20 protein-coding genes and 1 pseudogene are annotated in these 22650 nt (G+C 68.8%); 6 read left to right on the top strand and 15 right to left on the bottom strand.

Annotated features, from left to right (window positions below):
* Window positions 1-31: 31 nt before the first annotated feature.
* The 8 genes from AC3A6G_RS08990 to AC3A6G_RS08955 form a co-directional block, all read right to left on the bottom strand.
* A complete protein-coding gene (locus AC3A6G_RS08990; protein WP_487863542.1) occupies window positions 32-739 on the bottom strand; it encodes an ABC transporter ATP-binding protein in 708 nt (235 codons plus the stop codon).
* Window positions 732-1502 (bottom strand): ABC transporter ATP-binding protein, encoded by a 771-nt coding sequence (locus AC3A6G_RS08985; RefSeq protein ID WP_487863541.1) that lies wholly within the window; start codon window positions 1500-1502, stop codon window positions 732-734. Before AC3A6G_RS08985 ends, AC3A6G_RS08990 begins: the two co-directional genes overlap by 8 nt.
* Window positions 1499-2500 carry a branched-chain amino acid ABC transporter permease gene (locus AC3A6G_RS08980; protein ID WP_487873571.1) on the bottom strand — a complete coding sequence of 334 codons (1002 nt, stop codon included), beginning with the start codon at window positions 2498-2500 and terminating at the stop codon, window positions 1499-1501. Before AC3A6G_RS08980 ends, AC3A6G_RS08985 begins: the two co-directional genes overlap by 4 nt.
* Window positions 2500-3372, bottom strand: a complete 873-nt coding sequence (locus AC3A6G_RS08975) for a branched-chain amino acid ABC transporter permease (protein ID WP_487873570.1) — start codon at window positions 3370-3372, stop codon at window positions 2500-2502. Before AC3A6G_RS08975 ends, AC3A6G_RS08980 begins: the two co-directional genes overlap by 1 nt.
* Before the next feature lie 45 nt (window positions 3373-3417).
* Window positions 3418-4590, bottom strand: coding sequence for an ABC transporter substrate-binding protein (locus AC3A6G_RS08970; RefSeq protein ID WP_487859914.1), 1173 nt, complete (start codon window positions 4588-4590; stop codon window positions 3418-3420).
* Between the two features lie 151 nt (window positions 4591-4741).
* Window positions 4742-5734 carry a PDR/VanB family oxidoreductase gene (locus tag AC3A6G_RS08965; RefSeq protein ID WP_487863539.1) on the bottom strand — a complete coding sequence of 331 codons (993 nt, stop codon included), beginning with the start codon at window positions 5732-5734 and terminating at the stop codon, window positions 4742-4744.
* A 43-nt stretch (window positions 5735-5777) separates the two neighbouring features.
* A complete protein-coding gene (locus tag AC3A6G_RS08960) occupies window positions 5778-6554 on the bottom strand; it encodes a GntR family transcriptional regulator (protein ID WP_487863538.1) in 777 nt (258 codons plus the stop codon).
* A complete protein-coding gene (locus AC3A6G_RS08955) occupies window positions 6551-7660 on the bottom strand; it encodes an aromatic ring-hydroxylating dioxygenase subunit alpha (RefSeq protein ID WP_487863537.1) in 1110 nt (369 codons plus the stop codon). Before AC3A6G_RS08955 ends, AC3A6G_RS08960 begins: the two co-directional genes overlap by 4 nt.
* Before the next feature lie 144 nt (window positions 7661-7804).
* Here AC3A6G_RS08955 and AC3A6G_RS08950 point away from each other — a divergent pair, with 144 nt between their 5' ends.
* From AC3A6G_RS08950 to AC3A6G_RS08940, 3 genes are read left to right on the top strand one after another with little or no spacing between them, the layout of a single operon-like run.
* A complete protein-coding gene (locus tag AC3A6G_RS08950) occupies window positions 7805-8926 on the top strand; it encodes a 5-methyltetrahydropteroyltriglutamate--homocysteine S-methyltransferase (protein ID WP_487863536.1) in 1122 nt (373 codons plus the stop codon).
* Window positions 8927-8952: 26 nt separating this feature from the next.
* Complete coding sequence (locus tag AC3A6G_RS08945) at window positions 8953-9618, top strand: glutathione S-transferase family protein (RefSeq protein WP_487863535.1); 666 nt, start codon at window positions 8953-8955, stop codon at window positions 9616-9618.
* A gap of 37 nt (window positions 9619-9655) precedes the next feature.
* The gene (locus AC3A6G_RS08940) at window positions 9656-11035 is read left to right on the top strand and encodes a phospholipase D-like domain-containing protein (protein ID WP_487863534.1); all 1380 of its coding nucleotides are present in this window, start codon (window positions 9656-9658) and stop codon (window positions 11033-11035) included.
* Here AC3A6G_RS08940 and AC3A6G_RS08935 read toward each other — a convergent pair.
* Window positions 11013-12125 carry an ROK family protein gene (locus AC3A6G_RS08935; protein WP_487859907.1) on the bottom strand — a complete coding sequence of 371 codons (1113 nt, stop codon included), beginning with the start codon at window positions 12123-12125 and terminating at the stop codon, window positions 11013-11015. The two genes, AC3A6G_RS08940 and AC3A6G_RS08935, sit on opposite strands and share 23 nt — an antisense overlap.
* 102 nt (window positions 12126-12227) lie before the next feature.
* Between AC3A6G_RS08935 and AC3A6G_RS08930 the strand changes: the two genes are divergently transcribed.
* A complete protein-coding gene (locus AC3A6G_RS08930) occupies window positions 12228-13781 on the top strand; it encodes an ABC transporter permease/substrate-binding protein (RefSeq protein WP_487863533.1) in 1554 nt (517 codons plus the stop codon).
* A 49-nt stretch (window positions 13782-13830) separates the two neighbouring features.
* On the opposite strand, the pseudogene AC3A6G_RS08925 reads toward AC3A6G_RS08930, so the two are convergent.
* A pseudogene (locus AC3A6G_RS08925) lies at window positions 13831-14637 on the bottom strand (LysR family transcriptional regulator); the annotation flags it as partial.
* Between the two features lie 106 nt (window positions 14638-14743).
* On the opposite strand from AC3A6G_RS08925, the gene AC3A6G_RS08920 reads away from it, so the two are divergent.
* Window positions 14744-15985, top strand: coding sequence for an MFS transporter (locus AC3A6G_RS08920; RefSeq protein WP_487873569.1), 1242 nt, complete (start codon window positions 14744-14746; stop codon window positions 15983-15985).
* Here the strand turns inward: AC3A6G_RS08920 and AC3A6G_RS08915 are convergent.
* The 5 genes from AC3A6G_RS08915 to AC3A6G_RS08895 all read right to left on the bottom strand — a co-directional run bounded on the left by AC3A6G_RS08915 (window position 15970) and on the right by AC3A6G_RS08895 (window position 21702).
* Window positions 15970-17406, bottom strand: a complete 1437-nt coding sequence (locus AC3A6G_RS08915) for an aldehyde dehydrogenase family protein (protein WP_487863531.1) — start codon at window positions 17404-17406, stop codon at window positions 15970-15972. The two genes, AC3A6G_RS08920 and AC3A6G_RS08915, sit on opposite strands and share 16 nt — an antisense overlap.
* A gap of 50 nt (window positions 17407-17456) precedes the next feature.
* Window positions 17457-18821, bottom strand: a complete 1365-nt coding sequence (gene gudD / locus AC3A6G_RS08910) for a glucarate dehydratase (protein ID WP_487873568.1) — start codon at window positions 18819-18821, stop codon at window positions 17457-17459.
* Between the two features lie 47 nt (window positions 18822-18868).
* Entirely contained in the window at window positions 18869-19780 is a 912-nt protein-coding gene (gene kdgD / locus AC3A6G_RS08905; RefSeq protein WP_487859902.1) for a 5-dehydro-4-deoxyglucarate dehydratase, read from the bottom strand.
* A gap of 35 nt (window positions 19781-19815) precedes the next feature.
* Window positions 19816-20790 (bottom strand): Bug family tripartite tricarboxylate transporter substrate binding protein, encoded by a 975-nt coding sequence (locus AC3A6G_RS08900; protein ID WP_487859901.1) that lies wholly within the window; start codon window positions 20788-20790, stop codon window positions 19816-19818.
* A 78-nt stretch (window positions 20791-20868) separates the two neighbouring features.
* Entirely contained in the window at window positions 20869-21702 is an 834-nt protein-coding gene (locus tag AC3A6G_RS08895) for a FadR/GntR family transcriptional regulator (RefSeq protein WP_487873567.1), read from the bottom strand.
* 88 nt (window positions 21703-21790) lie between these two features.
* On the opposite strand from AC3A6G_RS08895, the gene AC3A6G_RS08890 reads away from it, so the two are divergent.
* A complete protein-coding gene (locus AC3A6G_RS08890) occupies window positions 21791-22615 on the top strand; it encodes an NAD-dependent epimerase/dehydratase family protein (RefSeq protein WP_487859899.1) in 825 nt (274 codons plus the stop codon).
* Window positions 22616-22650: the final 35 nt, after the last annotated feature.

Below are 22650 nucleotides of genomic sequence, written 5' to 3'. Positions count from 1 at the left end.
TCCTTGGAGTTGCCTGTTGTTCGCCGCGGCGCTACCGCGCCACACCCAGCAGTCGTTCGAGCACCTGCGGCTGTCCGCGCAGCGCCGCGGCACTGTCGCTGTGGACGATGGTGCCGTGGTCGAGCACCACCGCCTGGTCGGAGATCGCGAGGATCGCCTGCGGATGCTGCTCCACGATGATCGCGGCCAGCCCTTCGTCCTGCGTGATGCGGCGAATGGCGCGCAGCAGCTCCTCGACGATGATCGGCGCCAGGCCTTCAAGCGGCTCGTCGAGCAGCAGCAGCCGCGGGTTGACCACCAGCGCACGCGCTACCGCGAGCATCTGCTGCTCGCCGCCCGACAGCTGCGTGCCGAGATTGCCCTTGCGTTCGGCCAGGCGCGGGAACATCTCGTAGACCCGCTGCGGCGTCCATTGGCCGGCTCGCTGCACCGCCGTGAGGTTCTCGTGCACGGTGAGCGACTTGAAGATGTTGCGCTCCTGCGGCACCCAGCCGATGCCGGCCGCCGCGCGCTGGTGCGGTGCCAGCCTGTGCAGCGCCTGCGTGCCCAGCATGATCGCGCCGCCGTGCTGGCGCGTGGCGCCCGCAAGCGTGTTGATCAGCGTGGTCTTGCCGGTGCCGTTGCGGCCCAGCAGCGCCAGCGTCTGGCCCTCGCCGAGCGTAAATGCCACGTCGTGCAGCACCACGGCCTCGCCATAGCCGGCGCTGAGGTTCTCGATGCGCAACAGCAGCTCAGACATGCGCAGCCTCCGCGCCCGTGCCGTGGCCCAGGTAGACCTCCTTCACCTTCGGGTCGTTGGCGATGGTCTCGGGGTCGCCCTCGGTCAGCAGCGTGCCGTTGACGAGCACCGTCATGCGGTCGGCAAAGCTGAACACCAAGTCCATGTCGTGTTCGATCAGGAGCACCGACACATCGGCGGGCAGGTTGGCCACGGTCTGCAGCAGTTCCTCGCGCTCGCCCGCGGGCACGCCCGCCACCGGCTCGTCGAGCAACAGCACGCGCGGCTCGCAGGCGAGCGCGATCGCGATCTCGAGCAGCCGGCGCTTGCCGTAGGCCAGGTGCTTCACCTGCTGCCCGGCCACTTCGGCCAGGCGGAACTGTTCGAGCAGCTGCGACGCCCGCGCGGTCACGGCCTTGTCGGCGCCCAACGGACGCCACCAGCCCGCGCCCAGGCCCCGGTGCTGCGACACCACGAGCGCGAGCGTCTCGAGCGGCGTCATCGAGTCGAACAGCTGGTTGATCTGGAAGGTGCGCACCAGCCCGCGCGCCACGCGCTTGTGCGGTGCGAGCGAAGTGATGTCCTCGCCGAGCAGCGCGATGCGGCCTTCGGTCGGCACCAGCACGCCGGTCAGCAGGTTGATGAGCGTGGTCTTGCCGGCACCGTTGGGGCCGATGAGCGCATGGCGCGCACCGCGCCGCAGTTCCATCGTGACGTTGTTGGTGGCCGTGATGCCGCCGAAGCGCATCACGAGCCCTTCTGTGGAAAGCACCGTGTCGGTCATGCCTTGGCGCCCTCCTTCTTGGATTTATTCCGGCCGGCACCGAGCCAGGCCCAAGGCTTCAGCAGCCGGTCGCGACCCACCAGCACCAGCAGCACCAGGATCAGGCCGATCCAGAACATCCAGTACTGCGGCGTGACGTTCGACAGCCAGGTCTGCAGCAGCTTGAAGACGATCGCGCCCGCCACGCCGCCGTAGAGCCAGCCCACGCCGCCGATCACGAGCATCAGCAGCACGTCGGCCGAGCGGTCGAAGGCCAGCACGTCGAGCGAAGCGAAGCCGGTGGTCTGCGCCAGCAGCGCGCCCGCGGCGCCGGCAATGCCCGCGGCCACGGTGTAGATCACGGCGAGCCGCGACACCACCGGAATGCCGATCGCCATGGCGCGCAGCCGGTTGTCGCGGATCGCCTTGAGCGTGGCGCCGAACGGCGAATGCACGAGCCTGCGCATCACGAGGAACAGCAGCAGCATCACCGACAGCGAATACCACGCGGCCGTGCGGCCATAGAGGTCGAATTCGAAGCGGCCCAGCACCGGCCCCATGACCACGCCCTGCAGGCCGTCGGCACCGCCGGTCAGCCAGTCGAGCTTGTTGGCCAGTTCGAGCAGCAGCAGCGCCGTGCCGAGCGTGACCATCAGCCGCGTGAGGTCGCTGCCGCGCAGGATCGTCACGCTGGCCGCGAGGCCGAGCGCAGCCGACAGCACGACGGCGAACAACAGTCCCACGATCGGGTCGGGCATCACGAGCTTGGCGAACAGCGCCGCGGCATAGGCGCCGAAGCCGAAGAACGCCGCATGCCCCAGCGAGACGATGCCGGTGTAGCCCAGGATCAGGTCGAGCGACATCGCGAACAGCGCGACGATCACGATCTCGTTGACCAGCAGCGAATGCGAAGGCATGGCCAGCGGCAGCGCGAACGCCGCGGCCCAGACCACGAACTCCAGCGGGCGCCAGCGCGCCTTGCTCAGCAAGGCCGCTTCGTGCACGGAGGAGGCGTTCATCATCGGCTCCCCTTGCGCGTGAACAGGCCCTGCGGCCGCCACATCAGGATCAGGATCATCAGCAGGTAGACCGTGAAGGCCCCCATCTTCGGGATGAAGTACTTGCCCGCCACGTCGGCGATGCCGAGCAGCAGCGCGGCCGCGAGCGGGCCGGTGATCGACGAGGTGCCGCCGACCGACACCACGATCAGGAAATAGATCATGTACTTGAGCGGAAAGGTCGGGTCGAGGCCGAGGATCTCGGCGCCGAGCGCGCCGCCGAGCCCCGCCAGCCCCGAGCCGACCGCGAAGGTCAGCAGGAACACCACGTTCACGTTGATGCCGAGCCCCGCCGCCACGCGCGGATCGTCGACCGCCGCGCGCAATCGGCTGCCGAAACGGGTCTTCGAGAGGATGAGCTGCAGCACCACGGTGAGCACCGCGCACACCGCGATGATGAAGATGCGGTAGTGACCCATGCCGAGCAGCAGCGCGCCGTCGCCGATCTCGGTGCGCCCGCGCAGCCATTCGGGCAGCTGCAGGTTCTGCTGCGACGAGCCGACGAAATAGTCGACGCCCGCCACCGCCATGAAGGCCAGGCCGATCGAGAACAGCACCTGGTCGAGGTGCGGCTTGCCGTACATCGGCCGGTAGAGCGTGCGTTCGAGCAGCGCGCCCATGAGCGCCGTCGCGACGAACGCCAGCGGCAGGCAGGCCAGGAACGGCAGGCCGAGCTTCTGCATCGCATACACGGTGAGATAGCCGCCGGCCATGGCGAAGGCCCCGTGCGCGAGGTTGATGAAGTTCATCAACCCGAGCGTCACGGCGAGCCCGACGGCCAGCACGAAGAGCAGCATGCCGTAGGCAATGCCGTCGAAAAGAATGGTGAGCATGGATGCAGTCGCCGGAGGCGGGCAGCCGAGCTGCCCGCCCGGTATTTACTTGGCTTTGCCGGGGTCCTTCACGCCCTTGATCACGTCGAACTCGACGTTGTAGAGCTGCCCGTCCTTCTTCTCGACCTTGCGCAGGTAGACGTCTTGAACGATGTCGCGCGTCTGCGCATCGATGTACACCGGCCCGCGCGGGCTTTCGAAGGTCTGGCCCTTCATGGCCGCGAGCAGCGCCTCGCCGCCGCCCTGGCCCTTGGTGGCCTTGAGCGCCTCGTAGATCACGCGCATGCCGTCATAGCCGCCCACGGCCATGAAGTTGGGGCGCATCTTCGGGTTCGCCTTCTGGAAGGCCTCGACGAACTTCTTGTTCAGCGCCGAGGGATGCGCCGCCGAATAGTGGTGCGAGGTGACCACGCCGAGCGCGCCGTCGCCCATGTCGTTGAGCTGGTCGTCGTCGGTCACGTCGCCGGTGGCGATCATGCGGATGCCGGCCTTGTCCATGCCGCGCTCGAGGAACTGCTTCATCACGGCCGCGCCCGCGCCCGAGGGCACGAAGACGAACAGCGCATCGGGCTTGGCGTCGCGCACCTTCTGCAGGAACGGCGCGAAGTCGGGGTTGCGCAGCGGCACGCGCAGCTTCTCGATCACCTTGCCGCCGTTGAGCTGGAAGCGCTCGGTGAAGAATTTCTCGGCGTCGTTGCCGGGGCCGTAGTCGGCCACCAGCGTGACCACGGTCTTCACGCCGTTCTTCGGCGCCCAGTCGCCCATCGCGACCGACACCTGCGGCAGCGTGAAGCTCGTGCGCACGACGTACGGCGACGCTTCGGTGATGCTCGACGTGGCGGCGGCCATCACCACCTGCGGCGTCTTCGACTGGGTGGCGAGCGGCGCGGCCGCGAGCGCGGCCGGCGTGACGCCGAAGCCCGCGATCACGCTCACCTTGTCGTTGACGATGAGTTCCTGAGCCAGGCGCTTGGTCACGTCGGGCGTGGCCACGTCGTCCTTGACGATGAGCTCGATCTTCTTGCCCGCGACGGTGTCGCCATGCTGCGCCATGTAGAGCCGCGCCGCCGCCTCGATCTGGCGGCCGGTCGAGGCCTGCTGCCCGGTCATGGGCAGGATCAGCCCGATCTTGAAGGTGTTGCCCTGCGCGCTAGCGAGCGACATGGAAAAGGCGAGCGCCGTCAGGGCCGCGGTCTGGAGGATGTGGCGTCTTTGCATGGGTTTCCTTCGAGAGACGAGATGGCGAAATCGCGCTATTTTGTGCACTTTGCAACAGAACGCGGGGCAGGCATCTACCTAGGCCTCGCGCAGCAAGCTGGTTTGTGCGCGATGAACAAACCAGCTGCGCGATCATCGCGCAACGGCCGGCTCAGCAGTCCGGCCGGTACGACGAGTCGAGCGTCACCGTGCCGACCGCCCGCGAGACGCAGGCGCAGATCCGCGTCGTGGCCTGCTTCTCGTGCTCGCTCAAAAACACGTCGCGGTGGTCGATCTCGCCGTCAACCGCCAGCACGTCCATGGCGCACAGGCCGCACTCGCCGCGCTTGCAATCCGAGAGCGTCTCGACGCCGGCCGCTTCGAGCGCCTCGAGCAGCGTGCGGTCGGGCGGCACGGTGATCGCCAGGTCGTGCCGCGGCAGACGCACCTCGAAGGCCTGCGCGGCCAGCCGGCCGCTGCTGCCGAAGGTCTCGAAGCGCAGGTCGGCCGGCGCGCGGCCCGCCGCCTGCCAGGCGCGCTTCACGGCTTCGAGCATCGGCACCGGGCCGCAGGTGTAGAGCTGTCCGCCGGCCGGCAGCGCGGCGATGGCGCCCGCAAAGTCGATCGGCGAAGCGCCTTCGTGCAGCACCAGCGCGTCGCCGAGCGCCTCGCGCAGCCGGTCGCCGTACGCGAACTCGCCCGCATGCCGCGCGCCGTAGAGCATGGTCAGCGGCACGCCGCCGCTGCGCGCCAGCGCCGCCAGCCGCTCGGCCATCAGCACCAGCGGCGTGATGCCGATGCCGCCCGCCACGAGCAGGTAGCCGCTTGCGCGGGTGTCGAGCGGAAAGTGGTTCTGCGGCGTGCCCACCTGCAGCCGGTCGCCCACGGCCAGGCGCCACATCGCGAGCGAACCGCCGCGGCCGTCGTCGAGCCGCTTGACGGCGATGCGCCAGCTGTCGCCGCCGGCCCCACCCCCTCCCACGAGCGAATAGGACCGGGTCTGCAGCCGGCCCTGCGCCGTCATCACCTGCACCTGCAGGTGCGCACCCGGCTCCCAGGTGCCGGCCGCGCCGGTCTCGGGCCGGAGTTCGAACTCGCGCACGGTGGGCGTGACATCGCGCAGCGCCACCACCTGCGCCTGCATCCATTGAAGATCGCTTTTCATCGGGAAAGAACACCCACAGGAAAGAAATAGAAGGAACGTCCGGTCAACCGCGCCGGCGGATCAGTTGCACGCCCGGCAGCGGGCGCTGCGCCGCGCCATGCGTGCCGTGCAGCGCCTCGCGCAGGTTGCGCCGCGCGATGCGGCTGTGCTCGCGCATCAGGGCCTCGGCACGCGAGCCCTCGCCGGCCTCGATCGCGTCGAGCACCTGCCGGTGCTGGTCCTGCGCAATCACGAGCATGTCGCGCGCGGCGGGCGAATTGGCCTGCACGATCACGAAGCCCGAGGGCGATGCGAACGGCAGGTTGACCACGCGGTCGAGCTGCTGCGCGATCACCGGGCTCGCGGCCATCTCGCAGAGAAGCGCATGAAATTTCTCGTTGTGCGTCACGTAGCGCGAGAAGGCCGCGTCGTCGAGCGCCGGCTCGCGCAGCAGCTCGTCGATGCGGTCGAGGCAGGCCTGCGCCTCGCGCAGCACCACGGGCGCCGCGCCGCGTTCGGCCGCAAGCCGCGCGACCAGCCCTTCGAGCGTGCCGCGCAGTTCGATGGCGTCGGCCACGTCGCGCTCGGAAAACGTGCGCACCGCATAGCCGCCGTTGGGCAGCGCCTCGAGCAGCCCTTCCTGCTCGAGCCGCATGAGCGCGCTGCGCACCGGCGTGCGCGACACGCCGAGCTGCTCGGCGACCGCCACCTCGGCGATGCGCGCGCCACCGGGCAGCTCGCCCGCGAGGATCATCTCGCGCAGCCGCAGCTGCGCCTTCACCGCCTGCGAGCTGCCGGTGTCGCCGGGTTCGACGACCGGCGAGATGGCCGCGACCTTCATGCCGCCTTCCGTTCGTCGACCGGGCGAATCGGGATCGCCGCGCGCGCGGGCCGCTCCCTCTCGACCATGCGGTCGATGAGCCGGCGGGCCCACATCGAGCCGGCGTCGATGTTGAGGTTGTAGAACTGGTGCCCGGGGCGCGCGTCGATGGCCTTCTGCTGCGCCTCGAGGACGATCTCGTCCTCGCGGAAGATACCGGCCACGCCTTCGCGCAGTTCGTGCGTGAGCCGCTGCTCGCCAAGGCAGTAGTTGCGCGCGAAGGCCCAGAAGTAGAGGCAGGTCTTGTCGGTCTCGGGCGTGATGGTGTTGAGCACGTAGCCGTTCACGCCCTTGCTGCGGTCGCCGGGCTGCCCGTCCTTCGGCACCGCACCGCTACCGGCCTCGGCCACGCCGACGTCGATGTTGACCGTGCAGGGCGCCTCGAAGCGGATGATCTGCCAGCGGTCGACCTTGCCCGTGTGGCCGCGCGCATGGCGGATCTGGCCGCCCCAGAAAGGCGGCGCCTCGATGTTCTCCATCCAGCGCGTGACGGTGGCCGAGCGGTCGCCGTGCGTGGCAACGAACGGCGCCTCGGCCACTTCGCGGTTGCCGATCGACGAGCCGTGCACGAAGGTCTCGTGCGTCAGGTCCATGAGGTTGTCGACCACCAGCCGGTAGTCGCAGGCCACGCGGATCATCTTGCCGTCGCCGGCCCAGGCCGGATCGTCGTTCCAGTGCATGTCGGGCACCAGCGCCGGGTCGGCCTTGGCCGGGTCGCCGGGCCAGATCCAGACGAAGCGGTGCTTCTCGACCACCGGGAAGCTGCGCACGCAGGCCGAAGGGTTCAGGGTCTCCTGGCTCGGCATGTGGGTGCAGCGGCCCTGGCTGTTGTAGACCAGGCCGTGGTAGCCGCAGACCAGTTCGTCGCCTTCGAGTCGGCCCATCGACAGCGGCATCAGCCGGTGCCAGCAGGCGTCCTCGAGCGCGGCGACCTGGCCGTCGGTGCGGCGGAACAGCACGATCTTCTCATTGCAGACCGTGCGCGAGAGCAGCGCGTGGCGCACCTCGACGTCGTAGGCGGCGGCATACCAGGCGTTCAGGGGGAAGGCAGCGGTGGACGTGTTCATGGATACCCAATGTATACAGAACAGCAAGAATTTGCAGCCCTTTTGCGCCGATTAAAGGGTAAATACCTACCTTACTGTATACATATCATCTGTTTCTCCAGGCGATAGGATGTGATTCGTTTTTCAGCCACGACGGAGAACCCCATGTCCCAGCACGCCACCCTGCCCGCCCGCTACGACCACGTCGGCAGCTTCCTGCGCCCCCGCTACCTGCTCGAAGCGCGCGAGCAGAACGCCAAGGGCGAAATCACGCCCGAGGAACTGCGCAAGGTCGAAGACAAGGCCATCACCGAGATCGTGAAGTTCCAGGAGGACATCGGCCTCAAGAGCATCACCGACGGCGAGTTCCGCCGCACCTACTTCCACATCGACTTCCTCGACCAGCTCGGCGGCGTGAAGACCGACATCCCGGTGACGATCCGCAAGCCCGACGGCACCGAGGAGCTCGCGCCGCCCGCGATGCGCGTGATCGACAAAGTGCGCCACGTCAAGGACATCCAGCTCGCCGACTTCCAGTACCTGAAGAGCCAGGTGTCGGCCGGCCGCACGCCGAAGGTGACCATCCCTTCGCCGACCATGCTGCACTTCCGCGGCGGCCGCGCGGGCATCAGCAAGGAGGCATATCCCGAGCTCGATCCCACCTTCTACGACGACGTGGCGAAGGCCTATGGCGACGAACTGCGCTCGCTGGCCGCGGCCGGCTGCACCTACGTGCAGATGGACGACACCAACCTGGCCTACCTCTGCGACGAGCACATGCGCGAAGCGGCCCGCAAGCGCGGCGACGATCCGAACGAACTGCCGCACCGCTATGCCACCTTCATCAACAAGGTGGTGGCGCAGAAGCCGCCGGGCATGCTGCTGGCCATGCACCTGTGCCGCGGCAACTTCAAGAGCACGCACGCGGCCGCCGGCAACTACGAGCCGGTCGCCGAGGCACTGCTGAAGGAGATGGACCTCGACGCCTACTTCATGGAATACGACGACGCCCGCTCGGGCGACTTCAAGCCGCTGCGCTTCCTGCCCAAGGGCAAGACCGTGGTGCTGGGCCTCGTGACCACCAAGTTCGGCGAGATGGAGGACAAGGACGAGCTCAAGCGCCGCATCGAGGATGCCGCCAAGTACGCGCCGCTCGAGCAGCTCGCGCTGTCGCCGCAATGCGGCTTCTCGAGCACGGTGCACGGCAACAACATCGCCGTGGAAGCGCAGCGCGCCAAGCTGCGGCTCGTGGTCGAGACCGCCGAGGAGGTCTGGGGCTCGACCTGACCACGCATTTCTGTTGAAGTCAGGGCATGGCAACCACTCTCTACTCAGGCCCCCTCAGCATGTTCGGCGCGAAGGTGCAGATCGCCGCGCTCGAAAAGGGCATTCCCTTCGAACTCGTGATGGTGCCGTTCACCAAGGACGACGCCTACGAGCCGAAGCATCCCGAGGTGCTGCGCGTCAACCCGGTCAAGCAGCAGGTGCCGGTGCTCGTCGACGACGAGGTCGCGCTGTTCGACTCGACGCAGATCTTCGAGTACCTCGAAGACCGGTATCCCGACACCGCCCTCTGGCCCCGCGGCATCGCCGAGCGGGCCCGGGCGCGGCAGCTCGAGCAGAAGTCGGACGAGGTCTTCTTTCCGAACGTGATCAAGCTCTTCGGCCTGCAGCATGACATGCAGGGCGCCGCGGCTGTCGCGGCCTGCGCCGCCTGCGCGCGCTACTACGGCGAGATGGAAGCCCTGCTGGCCGGGCGCGACCACCTGGCCGGGCCGTACTCTTTCGCCGACATCGCGTTCTACATGGCCTGCATCTTTGCCGACCGCAAGGGTGCGCGCATGACCGGCGACACGCCGCGCCTGCTGGCCTGGCGCAGCCGCGTCGGCGAGCGGCCCGCGGTGCGCGCAGTGGTCGATCCGATGATGCGGTTCCTGGTGTCCGAGGGGCGCGAGACGGCCTCTTTCTGGCAAGGTTGATCGGCGCGGCGCGCGCGCCCTCGGGCATCATCGCGCCATGCCGACTCCGTCATTCGACTGGCTGCCCTCCGCGTCACAGCACTTCCTCGCGGTCACCGTCGCACTGCTGGTCTACATACTGACCACGCGCGCGCGCCGCGAACAGCGCGCGCCGACCACCGCCATCGCATGGGTCATGGGGCTGGTGCTCATGCCCTACCTGATCCTGCCGATGTACCTGCTGTTCGGCCAGCGCAAGCTGCGCCCCGCGGGCTCGCCGCGCCCGCCGCGCTCGGCGCCGCGCGGGCATTGGGCCGCCGACCTCATCGAGAGCTTCGGCCTCGCGCCGCCGGGGCGCTGCGCGGTGCGCTTCCATGCCGACGGCGAGGCCGCGCGCGAGGCGCTCTGGCAGGTGATCGACGGCGCGCGCCAGCGCGTCGACGTGTGCACCTTCCTCATCGGCGACGACGCGATGGGCCGAGCGGTCATCGATCGACTGGCCGCGCGCGCGCGCGAAGGCATCCGGGTGCGCGTGCTGCTCGACGGCTTCGGCGCGCTGACGCTGCCGCGCCGCCACTTCGACGTCCTGCGCGAGGCCGGCGGCGAGGTCGCGGTGTTCCGCCCCTTCTTCAGCCTGCGCCGCCTCGGACCGCGCAACCTGCGCAACCACCGCAAGTTCACCATCGCCGACGACGGCTGGCTCTGGTCGGGCGGGCGCAACCTCGCAGGCGAGTACTTCACGGGCAGCGACAAGTTTCCCGAAGCCTGGCGTGACCTATCGTTCGACCTGCGCGGCAGCGTGGCCGCCGCCGCGGCACGCCAGTTCGACCACGACTGGCGCTCGGTGCGCGGACGCAAGGCACGCGCCATCGCCGCCGACGAGATCGAAGAAGGCGCGGGCGGCGCGCTGGCCCAGTTCCTGCCGAGCGGCCCCGACCAGACCGAGGACACCGCGCATGCACTGCTGATCGATGCGTGCTTTCGCGCCGAGCACCGCGTGCTTGCCGTGACGCCCTATTTCGTGCCCGGCGACGGCCTGCGCGATGCGCTGCGGCTCGCGGCCCGGCGCGGCGTGCAGGTGACCATCGCGATGCCCGCTCGCTCGAACCATCGCCTCGCCGACTTCGTGCGCGCCCGCGCCATGCGCGACCTCGCGCGAGCCGGCGCGAGCTTTCGAATGCTGCCGTTCATGGTTCATGCCAAGGCGGTGGTGGTCGACGACGACCTTGCCCTCTGCGGCTCGATCAACCTCGACCTGCGCAGCCTGCTGCTCAACCACGAAGCCGCCGTGGTGTTCTACGGCCCGCGCGAGATCGACTGGCTCGCCGAATGGATCGAGACCACAGCCTCGGCCGGCGAGGCCTACCGCGCGCGCCGCCCCGGCCTCGTGCGTGACGTGGCCGAGGGGCTGCTGCTCACCGTGGCTTTCCAGCTTTGACGGACACCCCGCTGCCTTTCGCGTCGGTGTTGGTGAAGCTCACATTGCCGAGGCCCGTGCCGATGGTCAACACACCCCAGTGCTTCACGTCGCGCATGAAAGGCAGCTCGCTCAGGCCCTGCACCACCGCGTCGTTGTGCATCAGCACCAGCATCGGGTCCGACCCCAGCGCGAGCATGCGGCGCCATACGGCGGTCGGCAGGTGGAACGCATGGCTCTCCCAGTCGCCCGGCAGGTTCTGCGCGCCGCGCGCGATCGAACCGTCGGGACGGATCAGCCCAGGGCAGCCGATGCCCACGAACGGCGCGAGGCGGATCTTGTTGCGCTCGCTGTAGCGCACCATGTCCATCAGCATGTCCGAGATGCGCTCGACCATGAGGCTGCGGCTCGGGGCCTCGTCGGCATGGCGCCATTTTTCGCGCCGCACCACGCCCGCGCGCGAGAAGTCGTGGGCTTTCTGCCAGCGTGTCTTCACGATGCCGCAGCGCACGTTGGTGCCCCCGATGTCGACCGCGAGCAGGGCGTCGTAGCGGCGCAGCATGGCCTGCGGCGCGAGGTGCACCCAGCCGATCAACCCGCCGTCGTCCACGTTGTGCGACAGCCGGCCGAGCTGCACGTGCAGACCGATCTCCTCAAGGATGGCTGCGGTCTGCAGCACCGCGCGCTCGCCGACGTCGCTTTCGGGGAAGCCGCCGCCGATGACGATGCGCTCCACCTTCTGCCAAGAGGGCTGCCGCAGGAACCGCTGAACCACCTCGGCGAGTTCTTCGGTGAACTCCTCGATCACCCCCTCCACGACGTCGCCGGCCTCCGAGCCCTTCTTCGCCCGGAGCACGCGGTCGAGCGTCTTCTTGCTCATGTCGCGCGAGTGCAGCTTGCCGAGTGGGTCCTTGCCGTTCTTGCGGCGGCGCTTGCGCCAGCGTTCGAGCAGTTCGCGGAAGGCCGTCTGGCTCGCCTGGTCGCCGACGAAGCCGTCCTTGTCGCGCAACTGCAGGCTGTAGCCTTCGACGCGGACGCCGGGCAGTTCGCGCAGGCCGTGCACGTCGGCAGCGGGTAGAGGTTCGGCCGATGCCGCAGATGAAGTTTTCATTTGTTAATGATGCTTCGCCTCGCGCCGCAGCGCATGGGCGCCGGATCACCACGCGGTGTAGGAGATTGGCGGGCCTGCGGGTCTGTCGATACACTGCCCGCGATGCAACGCCCAAGCCGCATCCTGTTGCGCGCCATCCTTCTGTTCACGCTGATCTGGCCGCTCCTGGCGGTTTCCGCGCAAGACGCCGGGTCGCTGCGCGTGGGCTCCAAGCGCTTCACCGAGTCGTACATCCTGGCCGAGCTGATCGCGCAGACGGCCGCGCCGCACACGGCGTCGCCGCCCGTGGTGCGCCAGGGCCTGGGCAACACGGCCATCGTCTACGAAGCCCTGCGTTCGGGCGCGATCGACGTCTATGCCGAATACACCGGCACCATCGCGCTCGAGATCCTCAAGGGTGCGCCGGCAGCGACACGCGACGAAATGAACGCGGCGCTCGCGCCGCTTGGCCTTGGCGTGGCCGTGCCGCTCGGCTTCAACGACGGCTATGCGCTCGCCGTGCGCGCCGCCGATGCCGAGCGCCTCGGGCTGCGCACGCTGAGCGACCTCGCACGGCATCCGTCGCTCAAGCTCGGCCTGTCGAACGAGTTCATCGGCCGCGCCGACGGATGGAAAGGCCTGGCCGCGCGCTACGGCTTCACGCAGACGCCGACCGGCCTCGACCACGGCCTGGCCTACGACGCGATTGCCGCGAAGCAGATCGATGCGATCGACATCTACACCACCGATGCCAAGATCGACCACCTCGGCCTGCGCGTGCTCGAGGACGACAAGCGCTACTTCCCGCGCTACGACGCGGTGCTGCTGTACCGGCTCGACCTGCCGTCGCGGCTGCCGCGCGCCTGGGCCGCGCTGCAGGCGCTCGAAGGCCGCATCGACGAACACGCGATGATCGCCATGAACGCACGCGCCGAGCTGCAAAGCGTGCCCTTCGATGCGATTGCGCGCGACTTCCTGACCGCGAAGGGCACGAACGCCCAGGCGCCGGCCTCGGAACTGCGGCGCGGCTTCGTCGCCAAGCTGTTCGGCCCCGACCTCTGGCCGCTTGCACGCCAGCACCTGCTGCTGGTGCTGGTGTCGGTGGGCGTGGCGATCCTGATCGGCGTGCCGCTCGCGATCTCGGTGTTCGCGCATGTGCGGCTGCGTGCATTGGTGCTCGGCCTGGCGGGCCTGCTGCAGACCGTACCCTCGCTCGCGCTGCTGGCGGTGCTGATCTCGATGCTCGGCGCGATCGGCGCGCTGCCCGCGCTGATTGCGCTCACGCTCTATTCGCTGCTGCCGATCATGCGCAACACCGCGGCCGGGCTGGCCGAAGTCCCGGACGGCCTGCGGCTCGCAGGCACGGCCTTGGGCATGACGCCGCGGCAGAACCTGCGGCTGGTGCTGTTGCCGCTTGCACTGCCCACGCTGCTGGCGGGCGTGCGGACCGCCACGGCCATCGCGATCGGCACCGCGACCATCGCGGCCTTCATCGGCGCGGGCGGATTCGGCGAACGCATCGTCACCGGCCTGGCGCTCAACGACCGCGAGTTGCTCGTGGCGGGCGCACTGCCGGCGGCGGCGCTGGCGCTTTTGAGCGAGGCGCTTTTCGAGCTGATCGAGATGCTGATGCGCCACCGGCGCCGGGCTCCCCCGCTGCCTTCGCCTGCGCCATGAAGCACTCGCGCAGCAGCGCGGCACCCGCGCCGAGTGGCTTGTCGGCGCGGTGGCAGAAGTAGCACGGCTGCTGCGCCCTGCCGGCCGGGCCGATGCGGCGCATCGGCAGCTGCTCGAGCGTGCCCGCCGCAAGGTCGCCGGCCACCATCCATGACGGCATCTTCCCCCAGCCCAGGCCCTCGCGCAGCAGCGCGAGCTTGATGTTCATGTCGCTCACGCGCCAGGTCGCGGGCGAGAGCACGTCGATGTCATAGCCCTCGCTCAGCGTGCTCGGGTCTTCGACCACGATCTGCACATGCTCCGCCGCCGCAGCGTCCAGGCCCGCGGCGCCGCGCTCGGCGGCACGGACCGCGAGCGCATGCGAAGGCGCAGCCACGGCGACGGTGTGGAGCTGCATCAGGAATTCGCGGTCGATCTTCGCGTCGGCATGGCCGAAGGCCGCGATCGCGAGATCGCAGCGGCCGGTGTTCAACGCATCGATGGTGCCGCCCACCGAGCTGTAGGCCACGCGCACTGCAATGCCCGGATAGCGCGCATGCATGCCGCGGATGGCGCTCGCCACGAGCGCTGGCGGAAACAGCGTGTCCACCGCCAGCGAAAGGCCGAGCTCGATGCCTTGCGCGACGCCCTGCGCCCGCGTATGCAAGGCCTCGACCTTCGACAGGATCACCCGCACGTCGCCGAGCAGCGCTGTGCCCGTGGGCGTGAGCACCGGCTTGTGCCCTGAGCGGTCGAACAGCCGCACCTGCAGTTGCGCCTCGAGGCTGGCGATCGCATGACTCACGGCCGACTGCACACGGTGCAGCCGGGCCGCGCCCGCGCGAAAGCTTCCGGTGTCGGCCACCGCCGCGAACATCTGCATCTGGCTCAATGTGAGGGCGTCCAGCATGATCTCTCCAGTCGATCGAGTTGGCCGATATTATTCGCTTTCATTCATGCGCCGTTCGGCCCAAAGTGGCGGCATGCACAACCCGCTCGCACCCTCCCCCACGCACGCGATGACGCACTGGCCCGGTGTCGCGCTGGTCGTCGCCGCCGGCGTGGTCGCATCGCTCCAGGTCGGCAAGGTCGCCATCGCGGTGCCGCAGTTGCGCACCGACTTCGGCCTCGACCTGACGATGGTCGGCTGGCTCATGGCGATGTTCTCGCTGCTGGGCGTGCTCGGTGCGGTGCCGGTGGGCGCGTGGGTCGAGCGCGCCGGCGACCGGCGCCTGGTGCTCGCGGGCCTGCTCGCGATCACCGCGGGCAGCACGGCGGGCGCGCTGTCGCACAGCGTGGCAGTGCTGCTCGCGGGGCGCGTGGTCGAGGGGCTGGGCTTCGTGCTGATCACCATCGCCGGTCCTTCGGTGCTGCAGCGCATGGTCGCGCCCAGCGGCCAGGACCTGGCCTTCGCGATCTGGAGCTGCTTCATGCCGGCCGGGATCGCGCTCGCGCTTTTCAGCGGCGCACTGCTCGACGGGTGGCGCGGCTTCTGGCTCGGCAATGCCGCGCTCGCGGCCGTGGTCGCGCTGTTGGTGCTGTCCTTCGTTCCGCGCGGCGCCCTCAGCGGTGGCGCGTCGGCGTCATGGCGCAGCATGGGCCGCGATGCGGCCGCGACGCTGCGTGCCGGTGCGCCGGCATTGATCGCCGCCGCGTTCGTGGTCTACAGCCTGCAGTTCTTCGCGCTCTTCAGCTTCCTGCCGGTGCTGCTGATCGAGCGCATGGGCGTGGACACGGCCGCGGCCGGCGCGCTGAGCGCGGTGGCCTGCTGCGCCAACGTGGCAGGCAATCTCGCGGCCGGCATGCTGCTGAAGCGCGGCGCGCCGCGCTGGCTGCTGGCGGCCTCGGCCAGCGCGGTGATGGGGCTCGCGGCCATCGGCATCTTCCTGCCGCTGCTCGATGCGCTGCCAGCGTTTGCGCTGTGCCTGGTGTTCTCTGGCGCGGGCGGGCTGCTCCCGGCCACGCTGATCGGCACCTCGCCGCTGGTGGCGCCGAGCCTGCGCCTGGCGCCGATGGCAATGGGCCTGCTGATGCTCGGCAGCAACCTGGGCCAGATGATCGGCCCGGTGGTGGTCGGCGGCGCGGTTGATGCGCGCGGCTGGCCCGCGGCGGCGGCCATCGTGGCCGTGGCGGGCGTGGCCGGCGTGCTGCTGGCGCTCGGGCTGCGGCGCGCGATGGGGCGCACCGGCGGCAGCCCGGGCCGGCAGCCTCAGGCGAGCGTGTAGGCCGTCTTCACGGTGGTGAAGAACTCCTGCGCATAGCGGCCCTGCTCGCGCGGACCATAGCTCGAGCCCTTGCGGCCGCCGAACGGCACGTGGTAGTCCACGCCCGCGGTCGGCAGGTTCACCATCACCATGCCGGCCTGACTGTGGCGCTTGAAGTGCGTGGCGTACTTCAGCGAGGTGGTCGCGATGCCGGCCGAGAGACCGAACTCGGTGTCGTTGGCCGTGGCCAGCGCCTCGTCGTAGTTCTTCACGCGGATCACGCTCGCGACCGGGCCGAAGATCTCTTCCTTGTTGATGCGCATGGCCGCGGCCGACTCGCTGAACAGCGCCGGCGACATGTAGTAGCCGTCGGTCTCGAGCTTCAGCAGCTCGCCTCCGGCCGCGAGCGTGGCGCCCTCGCCCTTGCCGATGGCGATGTATTCCATGTCCTGGTCGAGCTGCGACTTCGACGACACCGGACCGACGTCGGTGCCTTGCGCGAGCGCATCGCCGACCTTGATCTTCGCCATGCGCGCCTTCATCGCCTCGATGAACTTGGGGTAGATGCCTTCGGTCACGATCAGTCGGCTCGACGCGGTGCAGCGCTGGCCGGTGGAATAGAAGGCGCTCTGCACGCTGAGCTCGACGGCCTGCGCGAGGTCGGCGTCGTCGAGTACCACCTGCGGGTTCTTGCCGCCCATCTCGAGCTGCACCTTCTTGCCGTTGGTGGCGCACTGCACCGCGATGTTGCGGCCCACGCCGACCGAGCCGGTGAAGCTGATCGCATGCACGCCGGGGTGGTCGACCAGCGCATTACCGATCACGCTGCCGCGGCCCATGACGAGATTGAACACGCCCGCGGGAATGCCCGAGCGGCTGATGATCTCGGCCAGCGCCCAGGCGCAGCCCGGCACGAGGTCGGCGGGCTTGAAGACCACGCAGTTGCCGAACGCGAGCGCAGGCGCGATCTTCCAGGCCGGAATGGCGATTGGAAAGTTCCAAGGCGTGATCAGGCCGATCACGCCGACCGGCTCGCGCGTGATCTCGACACCGATGTTCGGGCGCACCGAGGGCACGAGCTCGCCCGCGAGGCGCAGGCACTCGCCGGCAAAGAACTTGAAGATGTAGCCCGCGCGCGCGGCTTCGCCGATGCCTTCGGCGCGCGTCTTGCCCTCTTCGCGCGCGAGCAGCTCGCCGAGCTCTTCCTTGCGCGCAAGGATCTCGTTGCCGATCTTGTCGAGCGCGTCGGAGCGCGCCTGGATGCCGCCTGTGGCCCAGGCCGGGAAAGCGGCGGTGGCGGCGGCCACGGCCGCCTCGACGTGCGTGGCGTCGCCCTGCGTGTAGTGCCCGAGCACGTCGGACAGGTTGCTCGGGTTGAGGTTGGGGCTGTAGCTCGTGCCGGCGCGCCATTCGCCGCCGATCAGGTTTTCGTGGTTCTGCATGAGGGGTCCTTGCTGGTCGAGGGAAAAGACAGAAATGGAAGGCTAAACCTTCACCTGACCATGCAGGGATTCTTGTTGTCGAAGGTCCATCCGGGAATCAGGTATTGCATCGCCTGTGCGTCGTTGCGCGCACCGAGGCCGTGCTTCAGGTACAGCTGGTGCGCCTTCTCGACCTCGGCCATGTCGAGCTCGATGCCCAGCCCGCCGCGCATCGGCACCTTGACCAGGCCGCCCTCGATCTTGAGCGGATCGCGCGTGAGGCGCTGGCCGTCCTGCCAGATCCAGTGCGTGTCGATGGCCGTGACCTTGCCGGGCGCGGCGGCCGCCACGTGCGTGAACATCGCGAGCGACACGTCGAAATGGTTGTTCGAATGCGAGCCCCATGTCAGGCCCCAGGCCTGGCACAGCTGCGCCACGCGCACCGAGCCCTGCATCGTCCAGAAGTGCGGGTCGGCCAGCGGGATGTCCACCGACTGCAGCGACAGGCTGTGCACCATCTCGCGCCAGTCGGTCGCAACCATGTTGGTGGCCGTCGGGAGGCCGGTGGCGCGCCGGAACTCGGCCATCACCTCGCGGCCCGAGAACACGCCTTCGGCGCCGCACGGATCTTCGGCATACGCCATGACGCCATGCAGGTCGCGGCACAGGCGCACCGCGTCGGCCAGCAGCCAGCCGCCGTTCGGATCGAGCGTGACGCGCGCGTCGGGAAAGCGCTCGTGCAGCGCGCGGATGGCCTCGACCTCTTCCTCGCCGCGCAGCACACCGCCCTTGAGCTTGAAGTCGGTGAAGCCGTAGCGCGCATGCGTGGCCTCGGCCAGCCGAACGATGGCCTCGGGCGTCATCGCCTCTTCGTGGCGCAGCCGGAACCAGTCGTTGTCGGCGCCTGGGTCGCTTTCGTACGGCAGGTCGGTCTTGCTGCGATCGCCCACGTAGAACAGGTAGCCGAGCATCTGCACCGCATCGCGCTGCTGACCTTCGCCGAGCAGCGCGGCCACGGGCACTTCGAGGTGCTGGCCCAGCAGGTCGAGCAGCGCCGCCTCGACGGCAGTGACCGCGTGGATCGTGACGCGCAGGTCGAAGGTCTGCTGGCCGCGCCCGCCGCTGTCGCGGGCCGCGAACGCGCGGCGCATCGCATTGAGCACTGCGTTGTGGTTGCCGATCGGCTGCCCGACGACGAGGGCGCGCGCGTCCTCGAGGGTCTGGCGGATCTTCTCGCCGCCGGGGACTTCGCCGACGCCGGTGCGGCCCGCGCTGTCGGTCAGGATCAGCAGGTTGCGCGTGAAGAACGGGCCATGGGCGCCGCTCAGGTTCATGAGCATGCTGTCGTGGCCCGCGACGGGCACCACGCGCATGGCGGTGACGACGGGCGTGCCCGTCGCGGTGCTGCGGGAGGGAGATTCTGGCGTGTGGTTCATCTTGTGGCGTCCATCCGCTGCGGGCAGCGCGTTGGCCAGGCTTGTGCTTACTGCGGCCCGAGCGCGTCGATCAGGGCCTTGAGCTGTTCCATCTCGTCGGGCTTCAGGTCGGTGAGCGGCGCGCGCACCGGGCCCGCGTCGTGGCCGACGATCTTGGCACCGGCCTTGACGATGCTGACCGCATAACCCGGCACGCGGTTGCGCAGCTCGAGGTAGGGCATGAAGAAGTTCTTCAGCAGGCGGTGCTGGGTGGCCATGTCGTCGTTGGCGACCGCGTGATAGAAGTCCATCGCGGTTTTCGGAATGAAGTTGAACACCGCCGACGAATACACCGGCGTGCCCATGGCCTTGTAGGCTGCGGCATAGACCTCGGCCGTTGGCAGGCCGCCCAGGTAGGCGAAGCGGTCGCCCATCTTCTGGAAGATCGCGACCATGGCCTCGATGTCGCCCACGCCGTCCTTGAAGCCCACGAGGTTGGGGTTGCGCTCGGCCAGCGCGGCCAACGTGTCGGGCTTGAGGCGGCTCGAGGCGCGGTTGTAGACGATCACGCCGAACTTCACGCTCTTGCACACCGCCTCGACGTGCGCCGCCAGGCCTTCCTGGCCGGCTTCGGTCAGGTAGTGCGGCAGCAGCAGGATGCCGTGCGCGCCCGCCTTCTCAGCGGCCTGGGCGCATTGGATCGCGAAGCGCGTCGGGCCACCGGCGCCCGCGATGATCGGCACCACCCCGCGGCAGGTGTCGACCGCGGTCTTGATGATGCCGGGGTACTCGTCGCCGGTGAGCGAGAAGAACTCACCCGTGCCGCCGGCCGCGAACAGCGCGCTGGCGCCGTAGGGCGCGAGCCACTCGAGACGCTGCTCGTAGCCCTTCTTGTTGAAGTCGCCGTTGCTGTCGAAGTCGGTCAACGGAAACGAGAGCAGGCCGGAGCCCATGATGGTCTTGAGTTCTTGCGGGTTCATCGAAACACCAATGTGTAAGTTAGGGAAAAAAGCGATCAGTCCAGCTTGATGCCGGCGTCTGCCACGACCTTGGCCCAGCGCGCGCGTTCCTTGGCGAAGAACTGCTCTTCCTCGGCCGGCGCCATGGTCACGACCTCGGCACCCTGCCCCGCGAGCCGCGAGCGGATCTCGGCCGAGCGGATGACGGTGATCAGTGCCGTGTTGAGGCGCTGCACGATGGCGTCGGGCGTGCCCTTGGCCACGCGCACGCCTTGCCAGGTGCCCGACTCGTAGCCGGGCAGGCCCTGCTCCGCGATGGTCGGCACGTCGCCGATCAGCGGCATGCGCGTCGACTTGGAGACGCCGAGCACCTTGAGCTTGCCGCTCTGCACATGCGGCAGCGTGGCCAGCATGCCGTTCATCAGCACCTGGGTCTGGCCTGCCACGGTGTCCTGCACCGCCTGCACGCCGCCCTTGTAGGGCACATACTGCCAGCGCGCGCCGCTCGCACGCTCGAGCGCCACGCCCGCGAGGTGCGGTGCGCTGCCGGTGGCGGTGACGGCGAAGTTGATGTCCGACTTCTTCGACAGCGCCACGAGTTCCTTGAGGCTGTTGGCCTGCACCGATGGATGCACCACGAGCAGGTGCGGCGAATAGGCCAGCATCGTCACGCCGCGCAGGTCCTTCGAGGGATCGAAGGCCAGCCGCGTGTAGACCGAGGGGCTGATGGCGAGTGCGCCGACGTCGCACAGCAGCAGCGTGTAGCCATCGGGCCTCGACTTGGCAACGTAGTCGGCACCGAGGTTGCCATTGGCGCCCGGCTTGTTCTCGACGATCACCGATTGGCCCAGCGCCTCCGACAGCGGTTGGCTGATGGAGCGCGCAATGATGTCGGAGGAGCCGCCCGGTGGGTACGGCACCACGATGCGGATGGGTTTGGAAGGCCAGGCATCGGCCGCTTGCACGCCGCCGGCCGCGAGCATCCCGCCGCCGAGCGCGCCGAGCATCAGGTCACGTCTTTTCAAGCTCATTCAGGGTCTCCTGCTGGTTATGTTGTCAGTCATCGTACAACTGTAGATAACGGTTGTCCAGACTTTCGCGCGAATTCCTCAGGCCGGCGTGGCCGGCGCCTCGCCCGCAGCCTTCTGCGCGGCTTCCTGCGCGGCTTCCTGCGCCAGGCGCAGCCGCTCGCGGCTGTTGGTCAGGTGGATGCGCATCGCAGCGCGCGCCGACTCAGGATCGCGGCGCGCGATGGCGGCATAGATCTCTTCATGTTCGCGGTTCACGCGGCTCAGGTATTCGCCGCGCCGGTCGTAGTTGCGGATCGCGGTGATGCGCGTGCGCGGGATGATCGTGGTGCCGAGGTGGCTCATGATGTCCGCGAAATACGGATTGCCCGTGGCCTGCGCGATCTGCAGGTGGAAGCGGAAATCGGGCGCCACCGTGTCCCCTGCCGCCGAGACGTTGCGCTCGAAGTCGTCGAGCGCCTGGCGCATCGCAAGCAGGTGCTCCTCGGTGCGCCGCGTGGCCGCCAGGCCCGCGGACTCTGTCTCGAGGCTGATGCGCAGCTCGAGCACGGCGAGCACGTCGACCGAGGTTGCGATGTCGGCGGAGTCGAGCCGGAACATGCCCGCCGCGCGCGGCTGCAGCACGAAGGTGCCGACGCCGTGATGGGTTTCGACCAGGCCCGCGGCCTGCAGCTTCGAGAGCGCCTCGCGCACCACGGTGCGGCTCACGCCGAACGACTGCATGATGGCCGACTCGGTCGGCAGCTTGTCGCCGGGGCGCAACTGCTGGCTGCGAATCTTCTCGCCCAGATCTTCGACCAGCCCGTGCGCAAGGCCCCGCGCGCGCGGCCTCGGCCGGCCCATGAAGGGCCCGCTCGCAGCGGCTTCCGCCGCCGTTTCTCGATTTGAGGGATTACCCGCAGTCGTCTGGGCCATGGTCACGATAATAATCCGGTCTTAGTTGTACGACAACAGATAACTCAACACTTCTTGCCGTTCGAGGCGGTCCCCACGCTCCCAAGACATGTCGACATCCGAACAAGCCTCCCCTCCCTCACTCCATCGGCTGCTGTTGACCGGCGCAGCCGGCGGCCTCGGCAAGGTGCTGCGCGAGCGCCTGCGCCCCTATGCCGACATCCTGCGCCTGTCGGACATCGCGGCGCTCTCGGCGGCCGAAGGCGCGCACGAGGAGGTCGTGCCCTGCGACCTGTCGGACAAGGCTGCGGTGCATGCGCTGGTCGAGGGCTGCGATGCGATCGTGCACCTCGGCGGGGTTTCGGTCGAGCGCCCGTTCGAGGAGATCCTCGAAGCCAACATCAAGGGCGTGTTCCACATCTACGAGGCCGCACGCCGCCACGGCGTGAAGCGCGTGGTGTTCGCAAGCTCCAACCACGTGATCGGCTTCTACAAGCAGACCGAGCACCTCGATGCGCACGCTGCCCGCCGGCCCGACGGCTACTACGGCCTCTCGAAGTCGTTCGGCGAGGACGTGGCGCAGTTCTACTTCGACCGCTGGGGCATCGAGACGGTCAGCATCCGCATCGGCTCGTCGTTCCCCGAGCCGCTCAATCGCCGGATGATGAGCACCTGGCTCAGCTACCGCGACCTGACCACGCTGATGGAGAAATCGCTCTTCACGCCCGATGTGAAGCACACGGTGGTCTACGGCATGTCGGCCAACCGCGACGTCTGGTGGGACAACAGCGCCGCAGCGCACCTGGGCTTCGTGCCGCAGGACAGCTCCGAGGTGTTCCGCGACAAGGTCGAGTCGCAGCCGCCGGTGGCGCCCACCGATCCCAATGCGATCTACCAGGGCGGCGCCTTCACGGCGCAGGGCCCGTTCGAATGAATGAATAACCGACAAGAAGCAGCAGCCGCGCGCCT

The organism is Variovorax sp. Soil_C_26, from assembly GCF_057657075.1.
The sequence above is the reverse complement of the archived record's forward strand: the minus strand, read 5'-3'. Positions and strand labels throughout refer to the sequence as shown.

Bases quoted from the DNA above. Each gene is read 5' to 3' on its own strand.
- AC3A6G_RS08990 (WP_487863542.1), bottom strand. From the start codon at position 739: ATGTCTGAGCTGCTGTTGCGCATCGAGAACCTCAGCGCCGGCTATGGC.
- AC3A6G_RS08985 (WP_487863541.1), bottom strand. From the start codon at position 1,502: ATGACCGACACGGTGCTTTCCACAGAAGGGCTCGTGATGCGCTTCGGC.
- AC3A6G_RS08980 (WP_487873571.1), bottom strand. From the start codon at position 2,500: ATGAACGCCTCCTCCGTGCACGAAGCGGCCTTGCTGAGCAAGGCGCGC.
- AC3A6G_RS08975 (WP_487873570.1), bottom strand. From the start codon at position 3,372: ATGCTCACCATTCTTTTCGACGGCATTGCCTACGGCATGCTGCTCTTC.
- AC3A6G_RS08970 (WP_487859914.1), bottom strand. From the start codon at position 4,590: ATGCAAAGACGCCACATCCTCCAGACCGCGGCCCTGACGGCGCTCGCC.
- AC3A6G_RS08965 (WP_487863539.1), bottom strand. From the start codon at position 5,734: ATGAAAAGCGATCTTCAATGGATGCAGGCGCAGGTGGTGGCGCTGCGC.
- AC3A6G_RS08960 (WP_487863538.1), bottom strand. From the start codon at position 6,554: ATGAAGGTCGCGGCCATCTCGCCGGTCGTCGAACCCGGCGACACCGGC.
- AC3A6G_RS08955 (WP_487863537.1), bottom strand. From the start codon at position 7,660: ATGAACACGTCCACCGCTGCCTTCCCCCTGAACGCCTGGTATGCCGCC.
- AC3A6G_RS08950 (WP_487863536.1), top strand. From the start codon at position 7,805: ATGTCCCAGCACGCCACCCTGCCCGCCCGCTACGACCACGTCGGCAGC.
- AC3A6G_RS08945 (WP_487863535.1), top strand. From the start codon at position 8,953: ATGGCAACCACTCTCTACTCAGGCCCCCTCAGCATGTTCGGCGCGAAG.
- AC3A6G_RS08940 (WP_487863534.1), top strand. From the start codon at position 9,656: ATGCCGACTCCGTCATTCGACTGGCTGCCCTCCGCGTCACAGCACTTC.
- AC3A6G_RS08935 (WP_487859907.1), bottom strand. From the start codon at position 12,125: ATGAAAACTTCATCTGCGGCATCGGCCGAACCTCTACCCGCTGCCGAC.
- AC3A6G_RS08930 (WP_487863533.1), top strand. From the start codon at position 12,228: ATGCAACGCCCAAGCCGCATCCTGTTGCGCGCCATCCTTCTGTTCACG.
- AC3A6G_RS08920 (WP_487873569.1), top strand. From the start codon at position 14,744: ATGCACAACCCGCTCGCACCCTCCCCCACGCACGCGATGACGCACTGG.
- AC3A6G_RS08915 (WP_487863531.1), bottom strand. From the start codon at position 17,406: ATGCAGAACCACGAAAACCTGATCGGCGGCGAATGGCGCGCCGGCACG.
- gudD (WP_487873568.1), bottom strand. From the start codon at position 18,821: ATGAACCACACGCCAGAATCTCCCTCCCGCAGCACCGCGACGGGCACG.
- kdgD (WP_487859902.1), bottom strand. From the start codon at position 19,780: ATGAACCCGCAAGAACTCAAGACCATCATGGGCTCCGGCCTGCTCTCG.
- AC3A6G_RS08900 (WP_487859901.1), bottom strand. From the start codon at position 20,790: ATGAGCTTGAAAAGACGTGACCTGATGCTCGGCGCGCTCGGCGGCGGG.
- AC3A6G_RS08895 (WP_487873567.1), bottom strand. From the start codon at position 21,702: ATGGCCCAGACGACTGCGGGTAATCCCTCAAATCGAGAAACGGCGGCG.
- AC3A6G_RS08890 (WP_487859899.1), top strand. From the start codon at position 21,791: ATGTCGACATCCGAACAAGCCTCCCCTCCCTCACTCCATCGGCTGCTG.